The organism is Paenibacillus albicereus (genome assembly GCF_012676905.1).
Lineage (GTDB): Bacteria > Bacillota > Bacilli > Paenibacillales > Paenibacillaceae > Paenibacillus_O > Paenibacillus_O albicereus.
On record NZ_CP051428.1, the window covers coordinates 1,570,129 to 1,592,864 of the forward strand.

Consider the following 22,736-nt stretch of genomic DNA (forward strand, 5'->3'; position numbering starts at 1 on the left):
GGCATGGACGACTGACTTTTCTCGCAAAGGAGGCGCGAGCGATGAGCTCCCCTTACCGATTGGAGATGCGCGGCATCTCCAAAGCTTTTCCCGGCGTGCAGGCGCTGAGCCAGGTGACGCTGAACGTGCGCCCCGGCACGGTCCACGCCCTCATGGGCGAGAACGGAGCCGGCAAATCGACGCTCATGAAATGCCTGTTCGGCATCTACAAGCCGGATGAAGGCGAAATCTATCTGGACGGCGAGCGGGCCGACATCCCGAATTCCAAGGCCGCGCTCGCCCATGGGGTATCGATGATCCACCAGGAGCTGCATCCGGTCCCGCACCGCAGCGTCATGGAAAACATCTGGCTCGGCCGGTTTCCGCTCATGGGCGTCTGGCCGCTGCGGCTCGTCGACGAGCGCCGCATGCGCCGCGATACGGAGGCGCTGCTGCAGGACCTCGGGCTCGACATCGATCCGATGGCGCAGGTCGGCAGCCTGTCCGTCTCCAAGATCCAGTCGCTGGAGATCGCCAAGGCCGTGTCGTTCCAATCCAAGGTGATCGTCATGGACGAGCCGACGTCGTCGCTGACCGGCAACGAGGTCGAGCAGCTGTTCGAGATCATCGAGAAGCTGCGGGGACGCGGCGTCTCCATCATCTATATCTCGCACAAGATGGAGGAGATCCTGCGCATCTCCGACGACGTGACAATCATGCGCGACGGCAAGTACATCGGCACCTGGGAGGCGTCCGAGCTGACGACCGACCTCATCATCAGCCGCATGGTCGGCCGCGACCTGAACGACCGGTTCCCGGAGCGCAGCAACGTGCCTTCCTCGGTCATCCTCAAGGCCGACGGCCTCACGTCGACGAATCCGATGTCGTTCAAGAACGTCAGCTTCGAGCTGAGGCGCGGCGAGATCCTCGGCGTCGGCGGGCTCGTCGGCGCGCAGCGGACCGAGCTGATCGAGGCGCTGTTCGGCCTGCGCCAGCTGAAGGCCGGCACGATCGAGATCGACGGGCGCAAGGTGAGCATCAAGTCGCCGGCCGACGCCAAAAAGCACGGCATCGCGCTGCTGACGGAGGAGCGCCGGACGACAGGCATTTTCCCGGTGCTGTCCGTGTACGAGAACACGATCATCGCCAACCTCGGCCGCTACCGCAGCCGGATCGGACTCATCGACGAGCGCAAGGGACGGCGCGAGGCGGCGGACAACGTCGCGAAGTTCCGCACCAAGACGCCGAACGTAGATACGCAGATCCGCAACCTGTCGGGCGGCAACCAGCAGAAGGTGCTGCTCGCCCGCTGGCTGCTGACCGATCCGGACATCCTGCTGCTCGACGAGCCGACGCGCGGCATCGACGTCGGCGCCAAGTTCGAGATCTATACGATCATCGCCGAGCTCGCGCGGCAGGGCCGCACCATCGTCATGATCAGCTCGGAGATGCCGGAGCTGCTCGGCATGTCCGACCGCATCATGGTCATGAGCGAAGGACGGATGACGGGCATCCTGGACGGCCGCAAGGCGACGGAACAGGAAATCATGCGGCTGGCCGCGCAGCAGCGGATGGCTTAGCCAGGAGGGAACAGCAATCATGAGCACTCAAATGAACACGCCGGCGAAAAGGCCGGCCGGCCAGGCGATCCTGGGCTATCTGAAGCATCTTGTCACCAATCGGGCGATCTTCCTCGTCCTCATCCTGCTCGTCGTCGCGATCGCGATCATGGACCCGACGTTCCTCGCGTACTCGACGCTGCGCGACATCCTGCAGCAGAACTCCACCCGCGCCATCATCGCGCTCGGAGCGGGCTTCGTGCTCATCACCGGCGGCACCGACCTGTCCGCGGGCCGCGTCGTCGGCCTGACGGCGGTCGTCTCGGCTTCCATGCTGCAGGTGGACACCTATGCGGCGAAGTTCTTCCCGAACCTGCCGGAGCTTCCGGTCTACATCCCGATCTTCGTCGGAATCTTCGCGGGCCTGCTCGTCGGCTGCGTCAACGGCTTCATCATCGCCAAGCTCAAGGTGCCGCCGTTCATCGCCACGCTCGGCACGATGGTCGCCGTATATGGCCTGAACTCGATCTACTTCGACTCCGAGCCGAACCAGTCGCAGCCGATCGCCGGCCTGCGCAAGGACTTCACCATCTGGGGCACGGGCTCGATCGACTTCGGCGGCGGCTACACGCTGCCGTACATCGTGCTCATCGCGATCGGCGTCGCGCTCGTCTGCTGGGTCGTCTTCAACAAGACGCGCCTCGGCAAGAACATGTACGCGATCGGCGGCAACGTGCAGGCGGCGCATGTGTCGGGCATCAACGTCGCCCGCAACCTGATCTTCATCTACGCCATCGCTGGCGCCCTGTACGGCCTCGGCGGCGTGCTGGAGGCCGCGCGCACCGGCGGCGCGACGAACAATTACGGCAACATGTACGAGCTGGACGCGATCGCGGCCTGCGTCGTCGGCGGCGTGTCGACGGCGGGCGGCATCGGCACCGTGCCGGGCATCATGGCCGGCGTGCTCATCTTCGGCGTCATCAACTACGGCCTGACGTTCATCGGCGTCAGCCCGTATTGGCAGCTTATCATCAAAGGACTCATCATCGTGGCGGCGGTCGCGTTCGACATCCGCAAGTATGTCGCGAAGCGGTAGGAAGTCGAAGCTGCGCGAGGCAACGCGAAGCTTGGCAAAGCTGGGCAACACGATGCTAGGCGACGAGGGGCAGCGAAAAGAAAGCTAGTCGAGGCGAGGTCGGGGCGCAAGCCCGGACCTCGCCTATTTTTGCTCTAGGTGCGGCCCTAGGGGTATGGTAAACTATTCCCAACCGAACGAAAGCGAAGGAGGAAGGCCGATGGCGAGAGACAAAGTGCCCCGTTAATCCCAAGACCGGACCGAAGCAAGAGCTAGGGCTGACGTCCGTGCAGGCGCCTGCCCAGGCATCTGGGCTGCCGTCCACGCAGGCATCTGTGTCGCCGTTCGGGCATGCTTCAAAGCGGGCGTTGATGCAGACGCGCATGCACGCTCCCATGCAGACGTCCGTGCATCCGCTCACGGCGCCGCTCGTGCTCGCGCCCCTCCCCCGTTTTTCTTCTCTGCTGGAATGGAGGAAAAGCGAAAGGGAGGATGGGGACTATGAGAGACTTGACCGAATGGAATCGTGCAAAACGGATGGATGTGCCTTGGAGGGAGCTGCGCTTCGGGCTGGAGATCGAGTTCGTCGGCGGCGAGCCGGATCGGCTGGAGCTGCTGCCAGGCTGGACGATGGCGCTGGACGAGAAGCAGATCGATGGCGACGGAGAGGCGTCGGGCAGCGAGCTGCAATCGCCGCCGCTGCGCTGGGAGGAGCTCGGCCAGGCGGAGGAGATGCTGATGCGGCTGAAGCGGCAAGGGGCGGAGGCCAACTGGAGCTGCGGCCTACATGTGCATGTCGGGCTGGAGGCGTTCGGCGAAGCCGCGATGCCGGCGCTGCTGCAAGCGGCGCTGAGCTCGCAGGCAGCGCTGAGCGGGCTGCTCGACACGAGCCCGCATCGCCTCTTCTACGCGCCGCCGATCACGGCGGAGATGGCGGAGGCGTTCCGAGCGACTGGAAATCTGGATGCGCTGAGGCGCAGCGGACGTCCGCAATCCCATCGCTGCGGGATCAACTTGAGGCCGTGGAGCGAGATCGGCACCGTCGAGATCCGCTATGCGAACGCATCGCTGGAGGCGGTCGAGGTGCGGCGTGTCGTCGAGCTCTGCCTTCGGTTCGTGGATGCCGCCTGCAGGGGAGAGCGGCTTCCGGCTGAGCCGGCCGCTCTGGCCGCGACGCTCGGAGTGCCGTCCGGCGGCTATCCGCCGCGCGCGGAACCGCCTCGCTGGCATCGAGAGCGGATGGCGCTCGAGAACGCCCTGCTGCCGCAGCTTGCCGCTCAGGCGGCGCAGCTCGTGCCGGACGGCGAGATCCATCACATCATCGCCGCGGACGGCGGCGTCGAGGTTTTTGTAGAGGACGGCGAAGGCTCGCTGCATGCGTTCCGCTGCACGCTTGCGGCGGGCGGACTGGAGCGGCGTAGACAGGAAGGAGTGGAGGTCAATGGAACAGCACCTTCAGGAAATTCAGCAAAGGCTCCTCGTGGAGCTGGCAGCGGTGCAGAAGGAGCGGAGGCTGCCGATGGCGCCGGGCGATGAGCCGCTCGACCAGGAGCGGGAGGCGCGCCTGGACCGGGAAGCAGCGCGGCTGCTGGAGCTGCGGGACCGGCACGTCGGGGACGATGGATCAAGGCTGCGGCTGCTGGCGCTCGTGTCGGGGCTGCAGCTGCGGAACGGCAGCTTGAACCGCTCGCATGAAATTTCCCAGGAGCTGGACTGTCCGGAAGGCAGCTACCTGCATGGCTTGATGCACCGGATGGAAGGGGACTTCTCCAACGCGAAGTACTGGTTCCGCCTGGCTGGACCGCATCCCCGCGCGGATGCGTGGCGGGAGCAGACGGAAGCGCTGCTGGACGGGACGCCGGACGCGGAGGCAGCTCTGGTCCGCCGGCTGCGCCGCGAGCCGGGCGTGGACGCCGCGATGCTGACCGACCTGGCTGCCGCCTCGGCCCTCACCGGGCATGCCGGAGCGGACACGCCGCTGCTGGAGCGGGTGCAGGAGCTGGAGCTGCAGCTGCTGCTGGAAGCGCTGGCTGAAGGCGGGGAGGACCGGTCATGAGCGTCGGGACGGCATTCGGAGGCACGGACTGCAGGCAAGACCATGGTCCAGTCCGCAGCGCCGGACAGCTGCCGGACGCGCTGGTGTACGCCGGCGAGGTCCGTTCATGAGCGGCGTACTGACGCCGGTCGTCTGGCTGCTGATCGCCGTCGCGCTCATGGCAGGCCCCGTCTCCCGCCTGACCCGGCGCATCCGCGAGCTGGAGGACAAGGTGCGGGAGCTCGAGGCAGAGGTCCGTTCTCCCGAGCGGAGAAGGCGCGGCCTGCGCGTGCTCGATGGCGGGGACAAGGAGAAGTAGAGGAACACGGTATGGTTGCGGAGCAGGATCGTCGGAGCTCCGATGGAGCTTGGAGGAGCCTCGACGGAATCCGGGCAGAACTTAGACGGAATCCGGGCAGAACTTAGACGTAATCCGGGCAGAACCTAGAAGGAATCCGACCAGAACCTAGACGGAATTCTGGCAGATCCTCGACGGAAATCTCGCAGAACCTAGACGGGATTTCTGGTAAATCCTCAACGGAACCCCGCAGGAAACGGTGCACGGAATAATCCGGCTGGAGGAATCGGCAGTTCAGCCAAGCAAACAAGACGAAGCCTATGGAATAGAGGCTTCGTCTTGTTTGCGTTTCCGCAGCTTGAAGGCATGGAGGGCGACGGCACAAGACTCGGCATTACTGGTTACCGCCGAGGCTGTGGCCTTGGTTTGACGCCGAACCGCCATTGACGCCGAACCCGCCAGTGATGCCGAAGCCATCAGTGACGCCGAACCTGCCAGTGACGCCGAACCTGCCAGTGACGCCGAATCAGCCATTGACGCCTAACCCGCCAGTGACGCCGAACCTGCCAGTGACGCCGAATCAGCCATTGACGCCGAACCCGCCAGTGATGCCGAGCCCATCAGTGACGCCGAACCTGCCAGTGACGCCGAATCAGCTATTGACGCCTAACCCGCCTCGCTGCCGAGCCTGCTGCTATGATCGAACTTGGGCCAGCTCCCACCGCTGAAAGCGGGGGATAACGACGAATCAAATCGTTACGAGGCCATAATCGGCCAGGTTCAGAATCTAACGACGTCTGGTGAGCTTAGAAGTCCAAAAAGCAATTAAATGGGGGTCAATGAGGGAATTGGGGCTGTTTAACCGTCTGACGCGTCGTTAGCTTTTAAAAGCCGTTCCAAAGCGCCCCCTAAGCGCTTCAGGAATCGTTAGGAAATAGGCCGGACCGGTCGGCTTTCAGAGAACGCACTGCAAGGTCGGAGAAAGCGCGGTAGCGCAGAGTCGTATCGAGCGATAAGCGGGTTCACCATCTGAGGGCTCATTTGCTGGCGGCGGCGCTTCGGGCCACCGGCTCATCGTTGCCGAAGCCGCCTGCGAAAAAAGAAGCCTCCGCCTAAGCGGCGTCCCGGCCAGCATCTGCTTGCCGCGCACTCGCGTCCATGCTCGCCGAAGTCTGAATCAGACGCCCTTCAGCTCGCCGTCTCCGCGCAGCGCCGCCGCCCGGTGAAGCTTGTTCGCATGGAAGTACGCCGTTCCTTCCAGCATCCGTCCGTCCCTCGCCAGCGCCGATATCTCGACGCCGATGTCCGCTGCCGTGTAGAAATAATCCAGCAGCTCGTCGTCGGCCACGCCGTTCACGTCGATATACCACAGCCGCGAGCCGGCTTCCGTGACGAGCGCCAGCTCGGCCGACTCCATCTCTAGCTCCTTCGTCCAGCCGCCATGGGACAAGGTCAGGCTAAGCAGCGCATATGTTTCCATGTCGATGATCTCTCCGTTCTGCTTGTGTCCGTCCGTCGCCGAACCGACTGCCGGCAGCTGAGCGAGCCTCGAGCCGCCGGGAATATGCTCCTGATTGTACCTGCCGACCTGACGGGATGCAACCTTTGGCCAAGGAACGCCGTCCATCACAGCAGGACCCATAATTGGGCCAAAGTTCCATGTCGAGTCGAAGGGGGCGGTGGAATGAGCGATAAAGACACGAGCATAAAAGGAACGAGTGTAAAAGGAATGAGTGTAAAAGGAACGAGCATGAAAAGAATGAGTGAAGAAGAGAAAAGCGCAGCAAGACGCGCGTCGAACAAGCAGGGACTCCATGCTTCAGTCGATCAGAAGCTATGGGCGAAGCAGGAGTTCCAGGCATCGCGGTTGAAAAAGCTTCGCATGTGCAATGCGAGCAGCGGAAGGCTGCTGCGGGGAACGATGGCTGGACTGCTCGCGGTCGCCATGCTGGCCGGCTGCGGAGAGGCGGATGAGGATCGGCGCTACGACGCAGGATCTGCAGCGGGTGGCGAGACGACGGCGTCCGCCGATACGGCCCAAACGGCATCCGGAGCCTCTGTCGCTGCCCGAAGCTCCGAAGCTTCCAAAACGCCTGAAAATTCCGGTTCCACTCCCTTATCGACTTCCAAACAGGATCGGAGCCTGTCTCTTCCGCCGGAAAAGCAGCAGCGGCCGGAGCCGCAGGCCGGCATGCTGACGGCAGGCGAGTGGGATGACCTCGGCGCCTGGAGCCGGTGGATGAAGCTGGTTCAGGACAGCCCTTATCCGGCGGCTTGGGGCTTCGCTCCGACGAAGCGCCTCGCGGTGCAGGTGATGGCCCAGGGCGAGCCGGCCCGCGATGCCGAGGTCATCCTGCACTGCGGCGGCAAGCGGGAGTGGACGGCTCGCACCGACGCCGACGGCAAGGCGACGCTGTTCGCGGATCTGCTGGAGGCGGAGGACGGGCAGGAAGGTCCGATTCGGAACGAGCCGGCTGCTCCGACCGAGGGGAAGGGGAGCATCGAGGATCGGCCGGCGGCTCCCCAAGGCTGCTCGGTCCAGATTGATGCAGGCCACGGGCTGATCGTGCGCGACGCAGAGACAAAGGACTGGGCCGGGCGCGTCATGAAGCTCGAGACGGAACGAGAGGCGCCGCAGCCGGATGCCGTGCTCGATCTGTTGCTCATGATCGATACGACCGGCTCGATGGCCGACGAGCTGGATTACTTGTCCACGGAGCTGACAAACGTCGTCTCCCGCGTCAAGAAGAACATCGGGCAGGACCTGACCGTCCGCATCAGTCCGAACTTCTATCGCGACCGCAAGGACGAGTATGTCGTCCGCTCGTTCCCGTTCCTGGAGGATGCCGTCAAGGCGCAGGCTCATATCGCCCGGCAAGAGGCCGACGGCGGACAGGATTATCCGGAGGCGGTCGCCGAAGCGCTGACCGACGCCGTGCTGGAGCATGACTGGAGCCGCAGCGCGAAGGCGAGACTGATGCTGCTCGTGCTTGACGCGCCGCCGCATCAAGGGGAGCAGGAGCGGGAGAGCATCCAGCTTGCAGCCGCCGAAGCTGCGAAGCAGGGCATCCGCATCGTGCCGATCGCCGCGAGCGGCACCGATCTCGAGACGGAGCTGCTGATGCGCACGCTGGCCGTCGCGACCGGGGGCAGCTACGTGTTTCTGACCGACGACAGCGGCATCGGCAACGGCCACAAGAAGCCGGAGGGCGTCGAGCCGCAAATCCTGCCGCTGAACGATCTGCTCGTCGATCTCATCTCCCGGTACGCGGGGGGAGAAGCTTGACCTTGTCTTGGCGAACGCGCGCATGGACGGGACGGCGGCTCTTGCCAGGCCTGTAAGGGATTCGGTCTAAGCCAGCCGCCATACGAAGCAGCAGCCCCTCGCAGGGCTGCCGCAGCAGCAGCCTGATTTCGGCCATCGGCCGCAGTCAGGCTGTTCAGCATTTCTGAAGCACGTACCGATAACTAATTAACGGCCGACGTCTCTTGCAACGGCAACGGCGGATTCCACGTCACTCACGAACCCCCAGGCCGATCCGCGAAAAGGCGGTCCCGCAGCCGGAACTTGCACCAGGAAGGACTCCTCATGAAGAAACAATCGCTGCTGCTCATCGCCCTGGTCCTGACCTTCCTCGCCGCCGCGGCCTGGATCGTCTATGCCTGGCTCCAGCCGGAAGAAAGCTATCCCGAGGCAAAGGAAGGCGTGCTGGACGCCAGAGGGTGGGACTTCTCGAAGCAGGGAATCATCCCGCTGCGAGGGGAATGGGAATTCTACAAGGACAAGCTCCTCGCCCCGGCCGATTTCGCCCGCAACAGCGATGAGCTGCAAAGCGGCCGCAGCCTGCTGAGCGTGCCCGGAAGCTGGAAGGGCGACGGCTTCGGAGCGGGGACGTACCGGCTCCGCATCGAGGTGGGCGAAGCCGATTATTACAGCCTGCGGGCGAAGAAGATCCGCCTGTCCAGCCGGATCTACATGGCCGGCGACGAGATCGGCGGCAGCGGCTCTCCCGATCTGGATCCGCAGAGCTTCGTGGCCAGCAACCTCCCGGTTTTCGGCACGGCCAAGGCGGAGAGCCGCACGATCGACATCGTCATCCAGGCGGCCAGCTACCGCTATCTGCAGGGCGGGCTGGTGCAGCCACCGGAATTCGGCTTGGCCGAAGACGTGGCGGACAAGCGGGACATCTCGCGCATGGCGGACATGATCCTCGTCACGACGCTGCTCGCTTTCGGCATCTATTTCACCGGGATGTTCAGGCAGTGGAGACGGGAGCCGTACCTGTTCTACTTCAGCCTGTTCTGTCTGACGCTGGGGATGTTCTTCAGTCTCGACAACGAGATCGTGCTCGCCTCGCTGCTGCCGTCGATCTCGTTCCTGCTGCTGCAGAAGCTGCTGTTCATCCTGCCTTCGCTGTCGATCCTGTTCTTCATCCATTACGTCCGGCTGTACCTGGGCGACAAGCCCAGCAGGCGGCTCAAGGCGTTCCTCGGGGCCAGCTACGGCTATCTGGCGGTCCTGATCCTCATCCCCAACGAGGGCCTGGTCCCGATCCTGTGGCCAGGCATCCTCATGCAGATGCTGGCGTTCGTCTTCATCTTCACGTCGATCTTCCGCAACCGGCATCTGGGCGTGAGAGTCTACTACATCCTGCTCGGGACGTTCTTCCTCATCATCAGCTGGGTGTTCGCCCAGACGCGCTATCAGCTGGCGCTGGACAGCCCATACTACATGATCGTCACGCTGCTGCTCGTCGTGCTGTCCCAATCGTTCCTGATGACGGACCGGCTGCGCTCCGCCTATCGGCAGAGCGAGCGGCTCGCCAGCAAGCTGTTGGTTCAGGATCGGCAAAAGGACGAGTTCCTCGCCAAGACGTCGCATGAGCTGCGCACGCCGCTGCACGGCATCGTCAACCTGTCCCAGTCGCTGCTGGACCAGGAGCAGGCGCCGCTTCTCCCGGACCATCGCGACAACATCCTGCTGCTGAACCGGCTCGGGAGGCGGCTCGCCGGGCTGGTCAACGATATCCTCGACCTCAACCGGATCCGCTACGGGGAGCTGGCCGTGCAGATTAGGCCGGTGGATGTCCGGGTCTCCGCCGAAATCGTGTGGGAGACGCTGTCGATCGCGCCCATTCGTCCCGGCATCCGGCTGCTCGACGAGCTGCCGGAGGGGCTGCCGCTCGTCCTGGCGGACGAGAACCGGCTGCGCCAGATTCTGCACAACTTGCTGGAAAACGGACTTAAATACACCGACCGTGGAACGGTGTCCCTTTCCGCCGAACGCCAGGGCGACATGCTGGCGATTACCGTCGGCGACACGGGTAGAGGCATCCCGCAGGACCAGCGGGACGAGCTGTTCCTGCCCTTCGTGCATGGCCGCGAAGCAGGAGCCGGCTCGCGCGAAGGCATCGGGCTGGGCCTGAGCATCGCCAAGCAGCTGGTGGAGCTGCAGGGCGGGATGATGTCGCTGGAGTCGGAGCTCGGCCGCGGCTCCCGGTTCACGTTCACGCTCCCGGTGGCCGGAGAAGCCTCGGCGCAGGAGGCGGCAGCTTTTGCAGTAGCTGGAGGTGCCGCCGGGGCTGCCTTCGCGTCGGAGGCTGCGGACGTCTCCCCGGCCGAAGGCCGGGATGGCGATATGGCGCACGGACTCGCCGTCCTGCCGCCTGCCGCCCCGGGGAACGAGGGAGCCGGGTTTTCAAAGGCTTTCCACATCCTCGTCGTCGACGACGAGCCATCCAATCTGAAGATCGCCACCGACGCGGTCGCCTCGCTGGGACATCGCTTCACGGCGGCCGGCAGCGGGGCGGAAGGGATCGAGGCGCTGCGGAGGACGCAGCCGGATCTCGTACTGCTCGACCTGATGATGCCCGGCGTGTCCGGCCTGGACATCTGCCGGGACATTCGCTCGCGGCATGGCTTGGCCGAGCTGCCGGTGCTCATGCTGACCGCGTCGGGCCAGACGGGGGACATCCTCGCCGCCTTCGCCGCCGGCGCCAACGACATCCTGCAAAAGCCGTTCGAGCTGGCCGAGCTGAGAGCCCGCGTCCAGTCGCTGCTGGCGATGAAGAGCTCTTCGGAGCAGGCGGTGCGCCGGGAGATGGACTTCCTGCAGGCCCAGATCACGCCGCATTTCCTGTACAACACGCTGAACGCTCTGATCGGGCTGAGCTACAAGGACGTGGACCGGCTGCGGGACACGATCCAGCATCTGACGACCTATCTGCGCGCCAAGTTCACGTTTGTCCTGCTGGGCGAAGCCGTGCCGCTGGAGAGGGAGCTGGAGCTGGCCCGGGCGTACCTGGCGATCGAGCAGCTGCGCTTCGGCCAGCGGCTGCAGGTGGAGGTGGTTGCCGACGAGGAGGCGCATGCGCTGCTGCCGCCGCTGACGCTTCAGCCGATCGTAGAGAACGCCGTCCGCCACGGCATCGGGCCCAAGCCCGAGGGAGGCACGGTAAGGATCGAGATCCGCAAGACGCCCGGCGCGGTCGAGATCAGCGTCGAGGATGACGGAGTCGGCATGGACGCGGACATGCTGGCGCGGCTGGAGGCAGGACAAGCCGGCGGCATCGGCATCGGCAACGTGAACCGGCGGCTGCAGATGAAGTACGGGCGGCGGCTCGCCATCGTCAGCGAGCCGGGAGCCGGCACCAGGATAACGATGACACTGACAGAGGAGAGGCTGCCGTGAGGGCGATTCTGATCGACGATGAGGAAATGGCGCTCGACGTGCTGGAGATCCGCCTGAACGAGGCCGGCGGGGTCGACGTCGTCGGCAAGTTCCAGCAAGTGGCGGACGCGCTCGCGCGCTGCGGGACGCTGCGTCCGGAGCTTGTCTTCCTCGACATCGAGATGCCGGGGATGAACGGGCTGGAGGCCGCCGAGGCGCTGCGCGGCATCTGTCCGGACGTCGAGGTGATCTATGTGACGGCTTACCACCACTACGCGGTGGACGCCTTCGGCACGGCGGCGATCGGCTACCTGCTCAAGCCGGTCGCCAAGGACAAACTGCTGCAGGCGCTGGCCCGCTACAAGAGCCTGCAAGACCGGCGCGGCATCCGCCGGTATGTCGCTCCGGGCGTCACGGGCTATATGGATCCCCCGGCCGGTCCGGCAAGCTTGTCGAGCGCCGAGGACGGCGCTCCGCCTCCGCTGACGCTGAAGGTGCTCGGCAGCATGGAGCTGTACAGCGCGGACGGCCGCTTGCTGACCTGGCGCACCCGCAAGACCAAGGAGCTGTTCGCGTTTTTATGGCATCACCGCGGACAGCCGGTCTACAAGTACGCCATTCTGGAGCACCTATGGCCGGATGATCCCGGCGACCGGGCGCAGAAGCTGCTGCATACGTCGCTGTATTACTTGCGCAGCCTGCTCAAAGCGGAAGGCTGCGGAGAGATCGTCCGCTACGGCGACGAGCGCTATTGGATCGACCCGTCCGCCATCCGAAGCGATCTGGAGGTGCTGCTGGAGAGGGTGAAGGGGGGCCTGTCCGCAGAGGACGGACGGCAGGCGATGGCTCTGTACCGAGGCGATTACCTGGAAACGGAGCATTATCCGTGGGCGGACGCGTTCCGCATCGAGCTGCGCTCGACGGCAGCCGCAGCGCTGAAATCCGCCATCCCCGGTGGGGACATCGAGCTGCGGACGTCCCTGCTACGCAAGCTCATCGAGCTGGAGCCGGGCAGAAGCGAGCATTACGACCGGCTGGCCGAAGCGCATGAGCAGGCCGGCGATGCGGGTGGCGCGCGCCAGGTGCTGGCGCTCAAGGAAAAAAACAAGCTGGAAGAAGGCTAGCGCCAGATGGCCGGATGAAAACGCGAAAGGCGGTCGGGAATTCGTTCCCGACCGCCTTTTTTGTCGGTTTTTGACAGCGATGTTGTGAAAGTGTTGAGAAGGGGCGTGGTACGCTGGGCCAAGCAAGCGCAGCATCACTATCCGGAGAAGGTGGAGGAACAATGAAAAAATGGGGATCGCTGCTGGTCGCGATCACGATGCTCTTCACGATCGTGCCGACGGCATTCGGAGCTGTCCGCACGGGCTGGGACCTGAAAAGTCCGCGCGGCATAGCGACGGACAGCAGCGGACGCATCTATGTGACGGATACGGGCAATCATCGCGTCCAGGTGTACAATCGCGACGAAAGCCTGGCGATGACGATAGGAGAATCGGGCGTACCGGGCTCGGACAACGCTCATCTGAATACGCCTCTGGCGGTCGCCGTCGATCCGTCGACGGAGGAAATCTACGTCCTGGAGAACTATGTCAATCGTCGGATTCAGGTCTTCAGCAGCCAAGGAAGCTGGCTTCGCAGCCTTCCGTTGGGTCCTTCGCCCAATCCGGCTCCAGAGGCGATGGCGCTGGACGGCAAAGGGCATCTGTTCGTCTCCGATCAGAATTACCTGGTCTATCGGATGAATACGGACGGCACCGGGTACAAGCAGATCGCGAACTCGCCGCCGATGACCGATCGCCCGATGGGAATCGCGGCGGATTCCAAGGGCAACGTGTACATCACGCAATATTTCACGCATACGGTGCTTGTCTATAGCTACAACAGCGCTCAAGACACGTATGCCCTGACAAAGACGCTCGGGGAGAAGAACGTGCCCGGAACCGACAACGCCCATTTCAACAAGCTCTGGGGGGCGCATGTCGACCGCAGCGATCGACTGCACGTCGTCGACGGCGGCAACAAGCGCGTGCAGGTATACAACAGCGACGGCAGCTACCGCATGACGCTGACGGATCCAACCCTGACCAATCCGTACCAGGTGACGACGGACCGCGACGGCAACGTCTATGTGAGCGACAACTACAGGTCGATCCTGATGTTCGACGCTCAGGGCAGATTCGTAAAGACGCTCGGCCAGAACGTCGTGCCGACGTTCGACGGCAGCCAGACGACGCTGACCGTCGCGCAGGACTCGCTAGCCACGGACCTTACGACGCAGCTGAGCGTCACCGACAGCGACAGCGGCCAGACGCTGAGCTGGACGGTGACGTCAGCTCCGGCGCACGGTACCGTGAGCTTGGGACTAGCGACGGCCGCAAGCGGCGGCTCGGGGCTGGCTCCGGCCGGCGGAATCCGCTATCAGCCAAGCGCGGGCTACTACGGCGCGGACCGGTTCACGGTCGCGGTGAGCGACGGAGCGGGCGGCACCGCTTCCCGCACGATCCAAGTCACCGTAAAAAGGCAGGCGGCGGCGCCGACGGCTGATCCGGCCAGCGGCTCCGTCCTGCCGGACGGCAGCGTCATCGCTCTGTCCACGGCGACAGCCGGCGCGGCGATCCACGCCACGACGGACGGCACGATGCCGACGACAGCGAGCGCTTCCGGCACGACCGTCGCCATCAGCGGCGCGCCGGGAGAGACCGTGACGGTGAGGGCGATCGCCGCAGGCCCGGGCCTGGTCGACAGCGCCGTGGCGGACTTCTCCTACACGATCGCGATGCCGATGTCCAGCAATGCCGATCTGCAAGCCTTGTCGCTGTCGGCAGGCGCAATGAATCCGACATTCGCGAGCGGCACGCTGCATTACACGGCGGATGTGTCCAGCGATGTCTCCAGCTTGACGGTGTCGCCTAGCGTGGCGGACGCGGTCTACGCCACGGTAGCCGTCAGCGTCTATGACGGCGCAGGCCGCCTGGCCGGCGGCCCGCATGTGTGGAGCGGCGCGGCTTCTTCGCCCGCGCTGCCTCTGGCGGAGGGCGACAACCTCATCGAAGTGACGGTGACGGCGCAGGACGGCAGCAAGGCCGTCTACACGGTGAGCGTGCGGAGAGCGGCAGTCCCGACGCCGACGCCGTCCGACAAGCCGGCCGAGCCATCGGCGGAGCCGACGGAGACGCCGAAACCGAGCGAAACTCCGACACCGACGGAGGAACCGTCCCCGAAGCCGACCGAAACGCCGAGACCGACACCGAGCGAAACCCCGGCACCTACATCGACGCCGACCTCCGGCCTGAGCATGACGGTGAACGGCCAGCCGAAGGAGCGGCTGGTGCAGACAGCGACGGAGCAGGCGAACGGGCAGACGATCCTCGTCGCGTCCGTCGACAGCGCGAAATTGCTGGCGCAGCTGGCGGCTGCGGGCGACGGGGCCGTGATGGTCATTCCCGCTGCGGGCGAGCCTGTCGACGGCGTCTCCGTCCTGCTGACCGGAGACGTCGCTCAAGCGATGGGCGCGCGCCGGGCCGTACTGGACGTGCAGGCGCCGGGCGGCAGCTACGCGCTGCCGGCGGCGCAGATCGATATCGCGCGCCTGGCGGCTGAGCTGGGAGCGGGCGAGCGTCTTTCCGAGATCGCCCTCCGCATCCAGGTCGTGCCGAGCGACGCCGCGACTGCGGAGCTGGCGCGGCAGGCCGGGCTCCGCCAAGGCTTCCGCGTGGCGGCGGCGCCGGTCGAGTTCGCCGTCACGGCGACCTACGGCGGCAAGACCATTTCCGTCGACCGCTTCAGCTCCTATGTGAAGCGCGGGATTCCGCTGCCGCAAGGCGCGGACCCGGCCAAGATTACGACCGCCGTCGTCATCGGCAAGGACGGCACGGTCCGGCATGTGCCGACCTTTATCGAGAAGCGGGGCGACTCGCATGTTGCGATCGTCAACAGCTTGACGAACAGCGACTACACGCTCATCTACCATCCGGCCTCCTTCGGCGATGTCGCAGGGCATTGGTCGGAGCGGGCGGTGAACGACCTGGCCTCGCGGATGGTCGTGAGCGGAGCGGACGCGGACCATTATCGTCCGGACGCGGCGGTCACCCGCGCCGAATTCGCCGCGATTCTCGTGCGGGCGCTCGGCCTCGGCCCGAGCTCCGCAGCCTCGCCTTTCGCTGACATCGACCCGGCAGCCTGGCATGCGGGCTCGGTCACGGCGGCAGCGGCCTATGGCCTGGTCCAAGGCGACGGTCAAGGCTCGTTCGGTCCGAGCCGCAGCGTGACCCGCGAGGAAGCGCTGACGATGCTGGCCCGTGCGATGACGCTGGCCGGCTTGGATGCGGCCGGATCACCCGCCGGCCCCGATTCCCTCGCTGCGCACAGGGATGGCGGGCAGGTCAGCGCCTGGGCGCAGGATGCGTTCGCGGCCGCCTTGCGCCACGGACTCGTCCAAGGCTCCGATAAAGGCTTGGAGCCGAAGCGGCCCATCACCCGGGCGGAGACGGCTGCGCTCGCGCAGCGGCTGCTCGTCGCCGCCGGACTGATCGACCAAGCGGGCTCCAGGTAACAAAAGCAAAAGGGCTGTCCCATCGATGCCGGCGTGAAGCCGAATCGAACGGGACAGCCCTTTTTTGCCTGGAATCGATTAGTTTCGAAGCCGCGCCCGCGAGCGCAGGAAGTAGGCGTCCTCGAGCGTCGGCTCCTGGACGGAGAACTCCGGACCGGGACAGTCCGGCGCGAGCAGCCGGACGCTCAAGCAGTCCAGCTCCGGCCGAACCTGGAGCAGATTGCCTCCCGGCAGCTCCCGGTAGCGCTCCGGCGAGACCGAGCCGCCCCATACCGAGCCGGGCAGGGAGGACGTCCATGCCTGCGGCGTGCCGTGGAACTGCGGCTTGCCGTCCGCGAGCCATAGGATGCGGGACGCCCAGGCTTCCCATTCGTTCAGCTCATGCGTCGAGACGACGACCGCTCTGCCGCGGGCATACGAGGCGAGAAAGCGGATCAGCCGCAGCCGCTCGAGCGAATCCAGCGCGTTGAGCGGCTCGTCCAGAAACAGGTAGTCCGGCGAGCCGATGACGGACTGGGCGAGCGCGATCCGCTGACGGATGCCCTGCGGCAGCGTCTTGATCGCGCGCCTGCGGTACGGCTCCAGCTGGAACAGCCCGATGACGCGGTCGGTCTCCGCGCGGCCGGCCTCGCCCTTGAGCTCGGACAGATAGCGGAGCAGCCGCTCCATCCGCATGTCCTCGTACAGCTCCAGACCCGTCGGCACGTAGCCGATCGATGCGCGGATCGCCGCCAGATCGCGGTCGCCGCTCATGATGCCGTACCGGATGCCGCCTTTGTCGGGGAATTCGGCCGTCGCCAGCAGCTGCAGCAGGGAAGACTTGCCGGAGCCGTTGGCGCCGGCCATGACGGTGATGCCTTCGCGCAGCAGCAGCCGGGGCACGTCCAGCGTGAACGCGCCGGCCCGCCGCTCCCAGCGCACGCCGCTCAGCTCGATCATCGGCGGGCCTCCTTAGACGACCCGCTTGATGACGAGGCTGCGGCGGTACGCCATCGAGATCATGAGCGCGCCGGCCCCGAGGCAGAGCCAGTAGATGGCGGTGCGGATCGCTTCCGGCGCGGAGCTGCCGCTTTCCGGCATGCGCAGCACGTACTCCATGATGTTCCACGCCATCCAGAACAGCGAGCCGATGACGAACGAGCTTTTGACCCCGGCCCGCAGCATGACGTAGGCCGCGCCTCCGGCGATGAGCAGGATGAGCGACATCCACTGGAGGATGAACGGCAGCACCGGGAACTGCTCCATGCGCGTCGCCAGATAGAGCGAGGCCGCTACGCCGAACAGCACGTTGAGGCCGCCGACGATCATGACCCGGGCCATCAGCAGCAGCGCCGGCGGATACGGCGTGATGCTCTCGATCGTGCGCATCTCGCGGTTCCAGCTGCGGAAGCTGTACATCAGGCCGGAGAGGAACATCATCGGCAGGAACAGCGACAGCTTTGCACTCACCTCGCTCAGCATCGACGAGCCTTCCTCGCCGGAGCCGTAAGGCAGAATGTACATCAGCATGAGGAACACGCCCAGGCTGGCGAGCCAGTAGGCCCGCGAATACGCGCCGAGCTGGGTGCGCAGCAGCTTCAGCAGCGTCGGACGCCGGGCATCCGGCACGCTGCCTCCCATCCAGTCCGGCACGCCTCTGCCGGCCAGCTCCGGGCGCAGAGAGTCGAAGGCCGGCTGCAGCGATACCAGCAGGCGCGCCGTATCCGAGGCCGTCACGGGCCGAACCTGCAGCGAAGCCAGGGGACCGCGTAGCTCTTCTTCGAGCTGCTTCAATTCCTTATCGTTCGGCGATTCCATCCGCTTCCCCTCCTTCCGCCCGCTTCGGGGCTTCCTGCTCCTTGCCGAGCTTCGTCTTGAGCCTGCGCAGAGCCTTGTATAGATGCGTCTTCACCGAACCGAGCGGCAGCTGCAGCGCGTCGGCGATGTCCTGCAGCTTGAGATCCTGGTAAAAGCGGAGCAGCACGACCTCGCGCTGCACCTGCGGCAGCTCCTCGAGCGTCTGCCGGATCTCGCGCCTCGTCTCCGAGCGCTCGGCCATCTCCACGACCGAGGGCCGCTCGTCCTTGCGCTCCGGCGGCTCGCCGAAGCGGTTGCGGTCGGTCTGGTAGCCGGAGCTCTTCCAATAATCGCGGCACTGGTTCATCGCCACCCGGTACAGCCAGGCCTGCACGTTGTCCGGACTGCGCCGGTCCTTGAGCTGGCGGAGCAGCTTCAGGAACGTCTCCTGCACGACATCCTCCGCACGCCCGGGATCCTTCAGCTGGCGCTGCAGGAAGCCCGAGAGCGGAGCATGGTAGCGGTGGACCAGCGCCTCGAAGCTCGCCTGGTCCCCGTCCATCATTCCCTGGACCAATTCTTCATCCGTCACCGTCACGCGGTCATCCTCCTTCATCATCCGTCATCCTCGGCCAGCGGTCGTCCGGCATGCGCTCGCGCCATTCCCTCATGAAATCCTTCACCGTCACAAACGGCGGAGAGTCGGCGGCCAGCCGCTCGCCGGCACCGCTGCGAGGCGGCTCCGGCAGCGTCAGTCCATGGCCGCGGAAATGCTCCAGCACCTCGCGCACGAGCGGCGCGTCCCCTCGTTCGTACGCCGTTTGGACGAGCGAGCGCATCGATTTCCATGCCGGAAGCCCTTCCGCCTCGACGCGGTAAGGCTCATCCGGACCGCGCTGCTTGTTATAGAGATAAGCATAAGCCGAGCGGATCGCCAAGGCAACGGACTCGCCGCCGGAAGGATCCTCCAGCGCGTTCTCCTTGGCCATCGTCTCGCCGCGCCCGACATCGCCGAACAGCAGCAGGTCGCTCAGCGCGTCCTCGGCGTAGCCGTCCAGATTGCGGTGCTCCGTCTGCGGGATGAACAGCGTGTCGTTCTCCGCATGCCAGGAGCGGTTCACGCTCGGCGCCTCGACCGGCGCGCCGATCAGGTGCATGGGGAAGAAGAACACCTGCCGCACCGCGTTCAGCGGGGAAGCGGCCAGCTCCTCCAGCCCCTCGCGGCGCAGCTCGAAGCGCTCCAGGAACGCTTCCGCCTCGTCCCGGTTGCCCGGCGTCGTCACGACCCGGATCGGCTCGCCGTCGCGACGGACCGTCTCGAAGCGGCCTCCGACGAGCGTCAGGCCTGCGCCGGAGACGCCTTGGAAGCGCATGGTCCCGTCCGAGCCGGGCTTATCCGGCAGCGTGCCGAACAGCGGGGCCCGAAAGCCGGACACGACGACGGTGTATGCCGCATCCGGCGTCAGCGCGGACGCCGGGCGGTCGAGCAGCCGGCCGTCTTCGTCCAGCGCGAGCAGCGTATCGCCGCCGGGCAGCGGATACCAGCCGAGCGAAGCGGGCAGGTAGAGCGCCTCGGAGCGGAGAAAGGCCAGGTAGCTCTCGCTCCCGCCCGGTCCGCTCAGCCATTCGTCCAGCGCTCCGCCGTAGCGGATTTCGATCTTTTGGACGGACCGGTCGGCATCGAGCATGAGCTCCGGAAAGCGGATGCTGTCCCCTTTGCGCTCCCAGGCGACGGGCACGCCGTTCAGCTGGACCGACCGCACCTGCAGCGACGGGTAAAGCAGCAGCGACACGATGCCGGGATCCTTGTAGCGCAGCTCCCGCCCCGGCTCCGCGGGCAGCAGCCGCCCCTTTTCGGTCGGCAGCTCCAGCGTCGCCTCGACCTCGAGCCCGGCGCGGCCGGCAAGCTCGACCTGCAGGTCCATCCGCTCCAGCCGAAACCGGTAGGAGGCGGGATCGAGCCGCTCGTCCGGCGCGGCCGCCATCTGTTCCAGCTGGGCGCGATGAACGTCGCGGGCTGCCTCCAGGGAGGCGAACGGCGCGAATGCCGCTGCTGCGGTCAGCATCGCGACGATCGCCAGCAGCCACGGACGGCGACGGTTCAGCGGCGGCTTGTGGCGGCCGAGCAGCGCCGCTCCGGCGACGAGCAGAAAGAGCGAGAAGGCGGCTCCGAAGCCCATGATGCGCAGCAGCTCGCCACGGGCGAGCGGCCAGGACCAGACCTCGTTGCCGAGCAGGCTGTTCTCGAACAGCGGCTGCAGGTAGAACGCCTTGAGCCAGCTCCACTCGTAGACCGGCCGGATGTAAGCCTGCAGGAACAGCGAGCCGAACACCCAGGCGCAGAAGGCGGCCGGCAGCGAGAAGCGGAGCGGCAGCAGCACGCCGAGGAACAGGCCGAGCGCCAGCGAAAGGGCGAAGGCATGCTCGTACAGCAAGCCATACAAAGCGATGTGCCTCCACATCGAGGAGAAGGCCAGTCCGTGCCGCAGCGCCGAGGCGGCGTACGCCGCTCCGACAGCGGCGGCGTAGAGCGTCATGTAAGCCAGTCCGGCCAGCCATTTGGCGGCCATCCAGCTCCCGGCGGACAGCGGCAGCCGGAACAGCCACTCGGCCGAAGGATGAAGCAGGTCGCGCCGCATGAGCAGCACGCCGAGCAGCAGCGGGATGGCGGTCGTCAGCATGAGCAGCATCTGATGCGTGTCGGAGGCGTACAGATTGACGTCCTGCGACGACTCCGGACGCAGCCGCCACGTATGCAGCAGCATCCAGACGGAGGCCGCGGCCGGCAGCAGCAGCGTCCAGCGCAGCAGCAGCAGGGAGCGCAGCTCCATCGCCGCTTGGCGGAGCACTCCTCGGATCATCCCGGACCTCCGGAAGGCTGGCGGTTCATGAGCATCAGGTAGCCTTCCTCGAGCGTCGGCTCGACCCGCTCCGCGAACGGAGACGGCGGGCGGTCGCTCAGCGCGCGGCAGAGGATGCCCTCCTCCGTGCGCCGCGCGCTGAGCAGCCCGCCGAGCGGCATGCGCCGCCATTCGTTCTCCGACGTCTCCCAGGCCCAGGTGCGGTCCTCGGCGAAGCCGGCCAGCCCTTGCGTGCTGCCGTGGTACAGCAGCCGCCCTTCGCCGAGCACGATGACCTCGCTGCAGCTGGCTCCGATGTCGCCCAGCACATGCGTCGACAGCAGGACGACGCGCGTCGCCGCGGCCTCGGCAAGCACCCGCCGCAGGCGGATGCGCTCCTCGGGATCAAGTCCCGCGGTCGGCTCGTCGACGATCAGCAGATCGCCGGCAGACAGCAGCGCCTGCGCCACGCCGAGCCTTTTGGTCATGCCGTAGGAATAGTGCCGGGCCGGCAGGTCGGCCTCGCCGAGCAGGTTCACCTGCTCGAGCACCTCGTCGACCTTGCGCCGGCGTTCGGCCGCGGACTCTCCGCCTTGAAGCGACGCGGCATGCAGCAGCCACTGTCGGGCGGAGAATTGCGGCAGCACGCGGATGTTCTGCGGCAGGTAGCCGATGCGGCTGCCGCTGCGGCGAAAGTCGCGGACCGAGCTGCCGCGCAGCAGCGCGTCGCCGGTCGTCGGCGCAACCATCCCGGCGAGCAGCCGGAGCAGCGTCGACTTGCCGGCTCCGTTCGGGCCGAGCAGGCCGTGGAGGCCGGGACCGAGCTCCAGCGACAGCGGGCGCAGCGCCCAGCCCGTCTTGTATTGTTTTCCCAGCTTGCAAGCGGTTAGCATGTAGATGTGAGCCTCCTGTGCAATCGACGACTGCCTCGCGCAAAAAGTTTCTTGATACCAGCAGTATACCATCCGCCGCCCTGCCGCGCCGCTTCGCGGCCTGCGGGGGGCGGTTGACAAGCTCGCTCAGACGTCAAATAAGGAGAGAAAACGCGAGGGGGAACGCGCATGGATAGGGAAGGAACGGCTCATCCTCTGACGGGCGAGCCGTACGGAGACCGGGCGGTCCGAATCGCACCGGCTAAGGGCGGCTCCGGTTGGGCCGGCATGGCGGACGAGGAGCTGCAGCGGCGGCTCGCGCATGCCGCGCGCTGGCTGGAGGAGGCGGGCTGGGACTGGCTGGAGGATGCGATGCCGTCGTACGAGTCGGTGCTCGCCGTCTACGATCCGGTCAAGCTGTGGAGGAGCCGCGGCTGCGGTTCAGGCGGGGAGGCCGGGGAGGAGCAGGCGCCGTGGCGGCTCGCGATCGGCCGGCTCGAAGAGCGGCTCGCCGCGCTGCCGCCGCTGCCGGAGGAGGAGTCGCGGACGATCATCGAGATTCCCGTCCGGTACGGCGGCGCAGCGGGGCCAGATCTGGCCGCGTCGGCCCGGCGCAGCGGCATGTCGGCCGAGGCGTTCGTCGAGGCGCATTCCAAGCCGCTTTATCGGGTCGTCATGCTCGGCTTCCTGCCGGGCTTCCCGTATCTCGACGGCTTGCCTCCCGCCCTGGCGCAGCCGCGCCTGGACTCGCCGAGGCCGCGCGTGCCGGCAGGCTCTGTCGGCATCGGCGGCGGGCAGACCGGCATCTACCCGTCGGAGTCGCCGGGAGGCTGGCAGCTGATCGGCCGGACCGACCTCCCGCTGTTCGATCCCGCGCGTCAGCGCCCTGCGCTGCTCGCTGCCGGAGACCGGCTGCGGTTCGTTCCGATCTAGGACTTTCGACTTTGACTGGATATGGGCAAAAAGGGCTATGAATTTCGGCTGGACCTTCATTTTTTCGATCCCGATCCCGATAAAAATCGGGAAGGACGAACGAACAGGGGGAGAAGTCGATTCGAATCAAACTAAAAAATGGGA

Annotated in this window: 16 protein-coding genes; 10 read left to right on the forward strand and 6 right to left on the reverse strand. The window is 65.9% G+C overall.

Translation table 11 applies throughout. The features are described 5' to 3' along the window. Positions 1-41: 41 nt before the first annotated feature. From HGI30_RS07000 to HGI30_RS07020, 5 genes are all read left to right on the forward strand, one after another. Positions 42-1,559: a sugar ABC transporter ATP-binding protein gene (locus tag HGI30_RS07000; protein ID WP_168906968.1), complete on the forward strand. Its 1,518-nt coding sequence runs from the start codon at positions 42-44 to the stop codon at positions 1,557-1,559. Positions 1,560-1,590: 31 nt separating this feature from the next. Beyond that, entirely contained in the window at positions 1,591-2,634 is a 1,044-nt protein-coding gene (gene mglC, locus HGI30_RS07005) for a galactose/methyl galactoside ABC transporter permease MglC (RefSeq protein ID WP_168909775.1), read from the forward strand. Positions 2,635-3,114: 480 nt separating this feature from the next. Beyond that, on the forward strand, positions 3,115-4,149 hold the full coding sequence (locus HGI30_RS07010; protein ID WP_168906969.1) for an amidoligase family protein: 1,035 nt from the start codon (positions 3,115-3,117) through the stop codon (positions 4,147-4,149). Continuing rightward, complete coding sequence (locus tag HGI30_RS07015) at positions 4,133-4,669, forward strand: hypothetical protein (protein ID WP_168906970.1); 537 nt, start codon at positions 4,133-4,135, stop codon at positions 4,667-4,669. The genes HGI30_RS07010 and HGI30_RS07015 overlap by 17 nt, the downstream gene beginning before the upstream one ends. A gap of 106 nt (positions 4,670-4,775) precedes the next feature. Next, positions 4,776-4,967, forward strand: coding sequence for a hypothetical protein (locus HGI30_RS07020; RefSeq protein WP_168906971.1), 192 nt, complete (start codon positions 4,776-4,778; stop codon positions 4,965-4,967). 1,156 nt (positions 4,968-6,123) lie between these two features. Here the strand turns inward: HGI30_RS07020 and HGI30_RS07025 are convergent. Then, positions 6,124-6,426, reverse strand: a complete 303-nt coding sequence (locus HGI30_RS07025; protein ID WP_168906972.1) for a hypothetical protein — start codon at positions 6,424-6,426, stop codon at positions 6,124-6,126. Between the two features lie 387 nt (positions 6,427-6,813). On the opposite strand from HGI30_RS07025, the gene HGI30_RS07030 reads away from it, so the two are divergent. From HGI30_RS07030 to HGI30_RS07045, 4 genes are all read left to right on the forward strand, one after another. Then, on the forward strand, positions 6,814-8,232 hold the full coding sequence (locus tag HGI30_RS07030) for a vWA domain-containing protein (RefSeq protein WP_168906973.1): 1,419 nt from the start codon (positions 6,814-6,816) through the stop codon (positions 8,230-8,232). 303 nt (positions 8,233-8,535) lie between these two features. Beyond that, positions 8,536-11,637, forward strand: coding sequence for a hybrid sensor histidine kinase/response regulator (locus HGI30_RS07035; protein WP_168906974.1), 3,102 nt, complete (start codon positions 8,536-8,538; stop codon positions 11,635-11,637). Next, positions 11,634-12,740: a response regulator gene (locus tag HGI30_RS07040; RefSeq protein ID WP_168906975.1), complete on the forward strand. Its 1,107-nt coding sequence runs from the start codon at positions 11,634-11,636 to the stop codon at positions 12,738-12,740. The genes HGI30_RS07035 and HGI30_RS07040 overlap by 4 nt, the downstream gene beginning before the upstream one ends. A gap of 161 nt (positions 12,741-12,901) precedes the next feature. Further along, complete coding sequence (locus HGI30_RS07045; RefSeq protein WP_168906976.1) at positions 12,902-16,171, forward strand: S-layer homology domain-containing protein; 3,270 nt, start codon at positions 12,902-12,904, stop codon at positions 16,169-16,171. 78 nt (positions 16,172-16,249) lie between these two features. Here HGI30_RS07045 and HGI30_RS07050 read toward each other — a convergent pair whose 3' ends face one another. Genes HGI30_RS07050 through HGI30_RS07070 form a run of 5 tightly spaced genes read right to left on the reverse strand, consistent with a single transcriptional unit; the run spans position 16,250 to position 21,680 of the window. Beyond that, on the reverse strand, positions 16,250-17,110 hold the full coding sequence (locus HGI30_RS07050) for an ATP-binding cassette domain-containing protein (protein ID WP_168906977.1): 861 nt from the start codon (positions 17,108-17,110) through the stop codon (positions 16,250-16,252). Positions 17,111-17,122: 12 nt separating this feature from the next. Next, positions 17,123-17,968, reverse strand: coding sequence for a hypothetical protein (locus HGI30_RS07055; RefSeq protein WP_168906978.1), 846 nt, complete (start codon positions 17,966-17,968; stop codon positions 17,123-17,125). Next, on the reverse strand, positions 17,949-18,566 hold the full coding sequence (locus tag HGI30_RS07060; protein ID WP_235680352.1) for an RNA polymerase sigma factor: 618 nt from the start codon (positions 18,564-18,566) through the stop codon (positions 17,949-17,951). Before HGI30_RS07060 ends, HGI30_RS07055 begins: the two co-directional genes overlap by 20 nt. Beyond that, a complete protein-coding gene (locus HGI30_RS07065) occupies positions 18,550-20,808 on the reverse strand; it encodes a M1 aminopeptidase family protein (RefSeq protein ID WP_168906979.1) in 2,259 nt (752 codons plus the stop codon). Before HGI30_RS07065 ends, HGI30_RS07060 begins: the two co-directional genes overlap by 17 nt. Then, on the reverse strand, positions 20,805-21,680 hold the full coding sequence (locus HGI30_RS07070) for an ATP-binding cassette domain-containing protein (protein WP_168906980.1): 876 nt from the start codon (positions 21,678-21,680) through the stop codon (positions 20,805-20,807). The genes HGI30_RS07065 and HGI30_RS07070 overlap by 4 nt, the downstream gene beginning before the upstream one ends. Before the next feature lie 168 nt (positions 21,681-21,848). On the opposite strand from HGI30_RS07070, the gene pxpB reads away from it, so the two are divergent. Further along, entirely contained in the window at positions 21,849-22,592 is a 744-nt protein-coding gene (pxpB, locus tag HGI30_RS07075) for a 5-oxoprolinase subunit PxpB (RefSeq protein ID WP_206110036.1), read from the forward strand. Positions 22,593-22,736 lie beyond the last annotated feature (144 nt).

Bases quoted from the DNA above. Each gene is read 5' to 3' on its own strand.
- HGI30_RS07050 (WP_168906977.1), bottom strand. From the start codon at position 17,110: ATGATCGAGCTGAGCGGCGTGCGCTGGGAGCGGCGGGCCGGCGCGTTC.
- HGI30_RS07000 (WP_168906968.1), top strand. From the start codon at position 42: ATGAGCTCCCCTTACCGATTGGAGATGCGCGGCATCTCCAAAGCTTTT.
- HGI30_RS07035 (WP_168906974.1), top strand. From the start codon at position 8,536: ATGAAGAAACAATCGCTGCTGCTCATCGCCCTGGTCCTGACCTTCCTC.
- HGI30_RS07070 (WP_168906980.1), bottom strand. From the start codon at position 21,680: ATGCTAACCGCTTGCAAGCTGGGAAAACAATACAAGACGGGCTGGGCG.
- HGI30_RS07025 (WP_168906972.1), bottom strand. From the start codon at position 6,426: ATGGAAACATATGCGCTGCTTAGCCTGACCTTGTCCCATGGCGGCTGG.
- HGI30_RS07045 (WP_168906976.1), top strand. From the start codon at position 12,902: ATGAAAAAATGGGGATCGCTGCTGGTCGCGATCACGATGCTCTTCACG.
- HGI30_RS07060 (WP_235680352.1), bottom strand. From the start codon at position 18,566: ATGATGAAGGAGGATGACCGCGTGACGGTGACGGATGAAGAATTGGTC.
- HGI30_RS07055 (WP_168906978.1), bottom strand. From the start codon at position 17,968: ATGGAATCGCCGAACGATAAGGAATTGAAGCAGCTCGAAGAAGAGCTA.
- HGI30_RS07020 (WP_168906971.1), top strand. From the start codon at position 4,776: ATGAGCGGCGTACTGACGCCGGTCGTCTGGCTGCTGATCGCCGTCGCG.
- HGI30_RS07065 (WP_168906979.1), bottom strand. From the start codon at position 20,808: ATGATCCGAGGAGTGCTCCGCCAAGCGGCGATGGAGCTGCGCTCCCTG.
- mglC (WP_168909775.1), top strand. From the start codon at position 1,591: ATGAACACGCCGGCGAAAAGGCCGGCCGGCCAGGCGATCCTGGGCTAT.
- HGI30_RS07015 (WP_168906970.1), top strand. From the start codon at position 4,133: ATGGCGCCGGGCGATGAGCCGCTCGACCAGGAGCGGGAGGCGCGCCTG.
- pxpB (WP_206110036.1), top strand. From the start codon at position 21,849: ATGGATAGGGAAGGAACGGCTCATCCTCTGACGGGCGAGCCGTACGGA.
- HGI30_RS07010 (WP_168906969.1), top strand. From the start codon at position 3,115: ATGAGAGACTTGACCGAATGGAATCGTGCAAAACGGATGGATGTGCCT.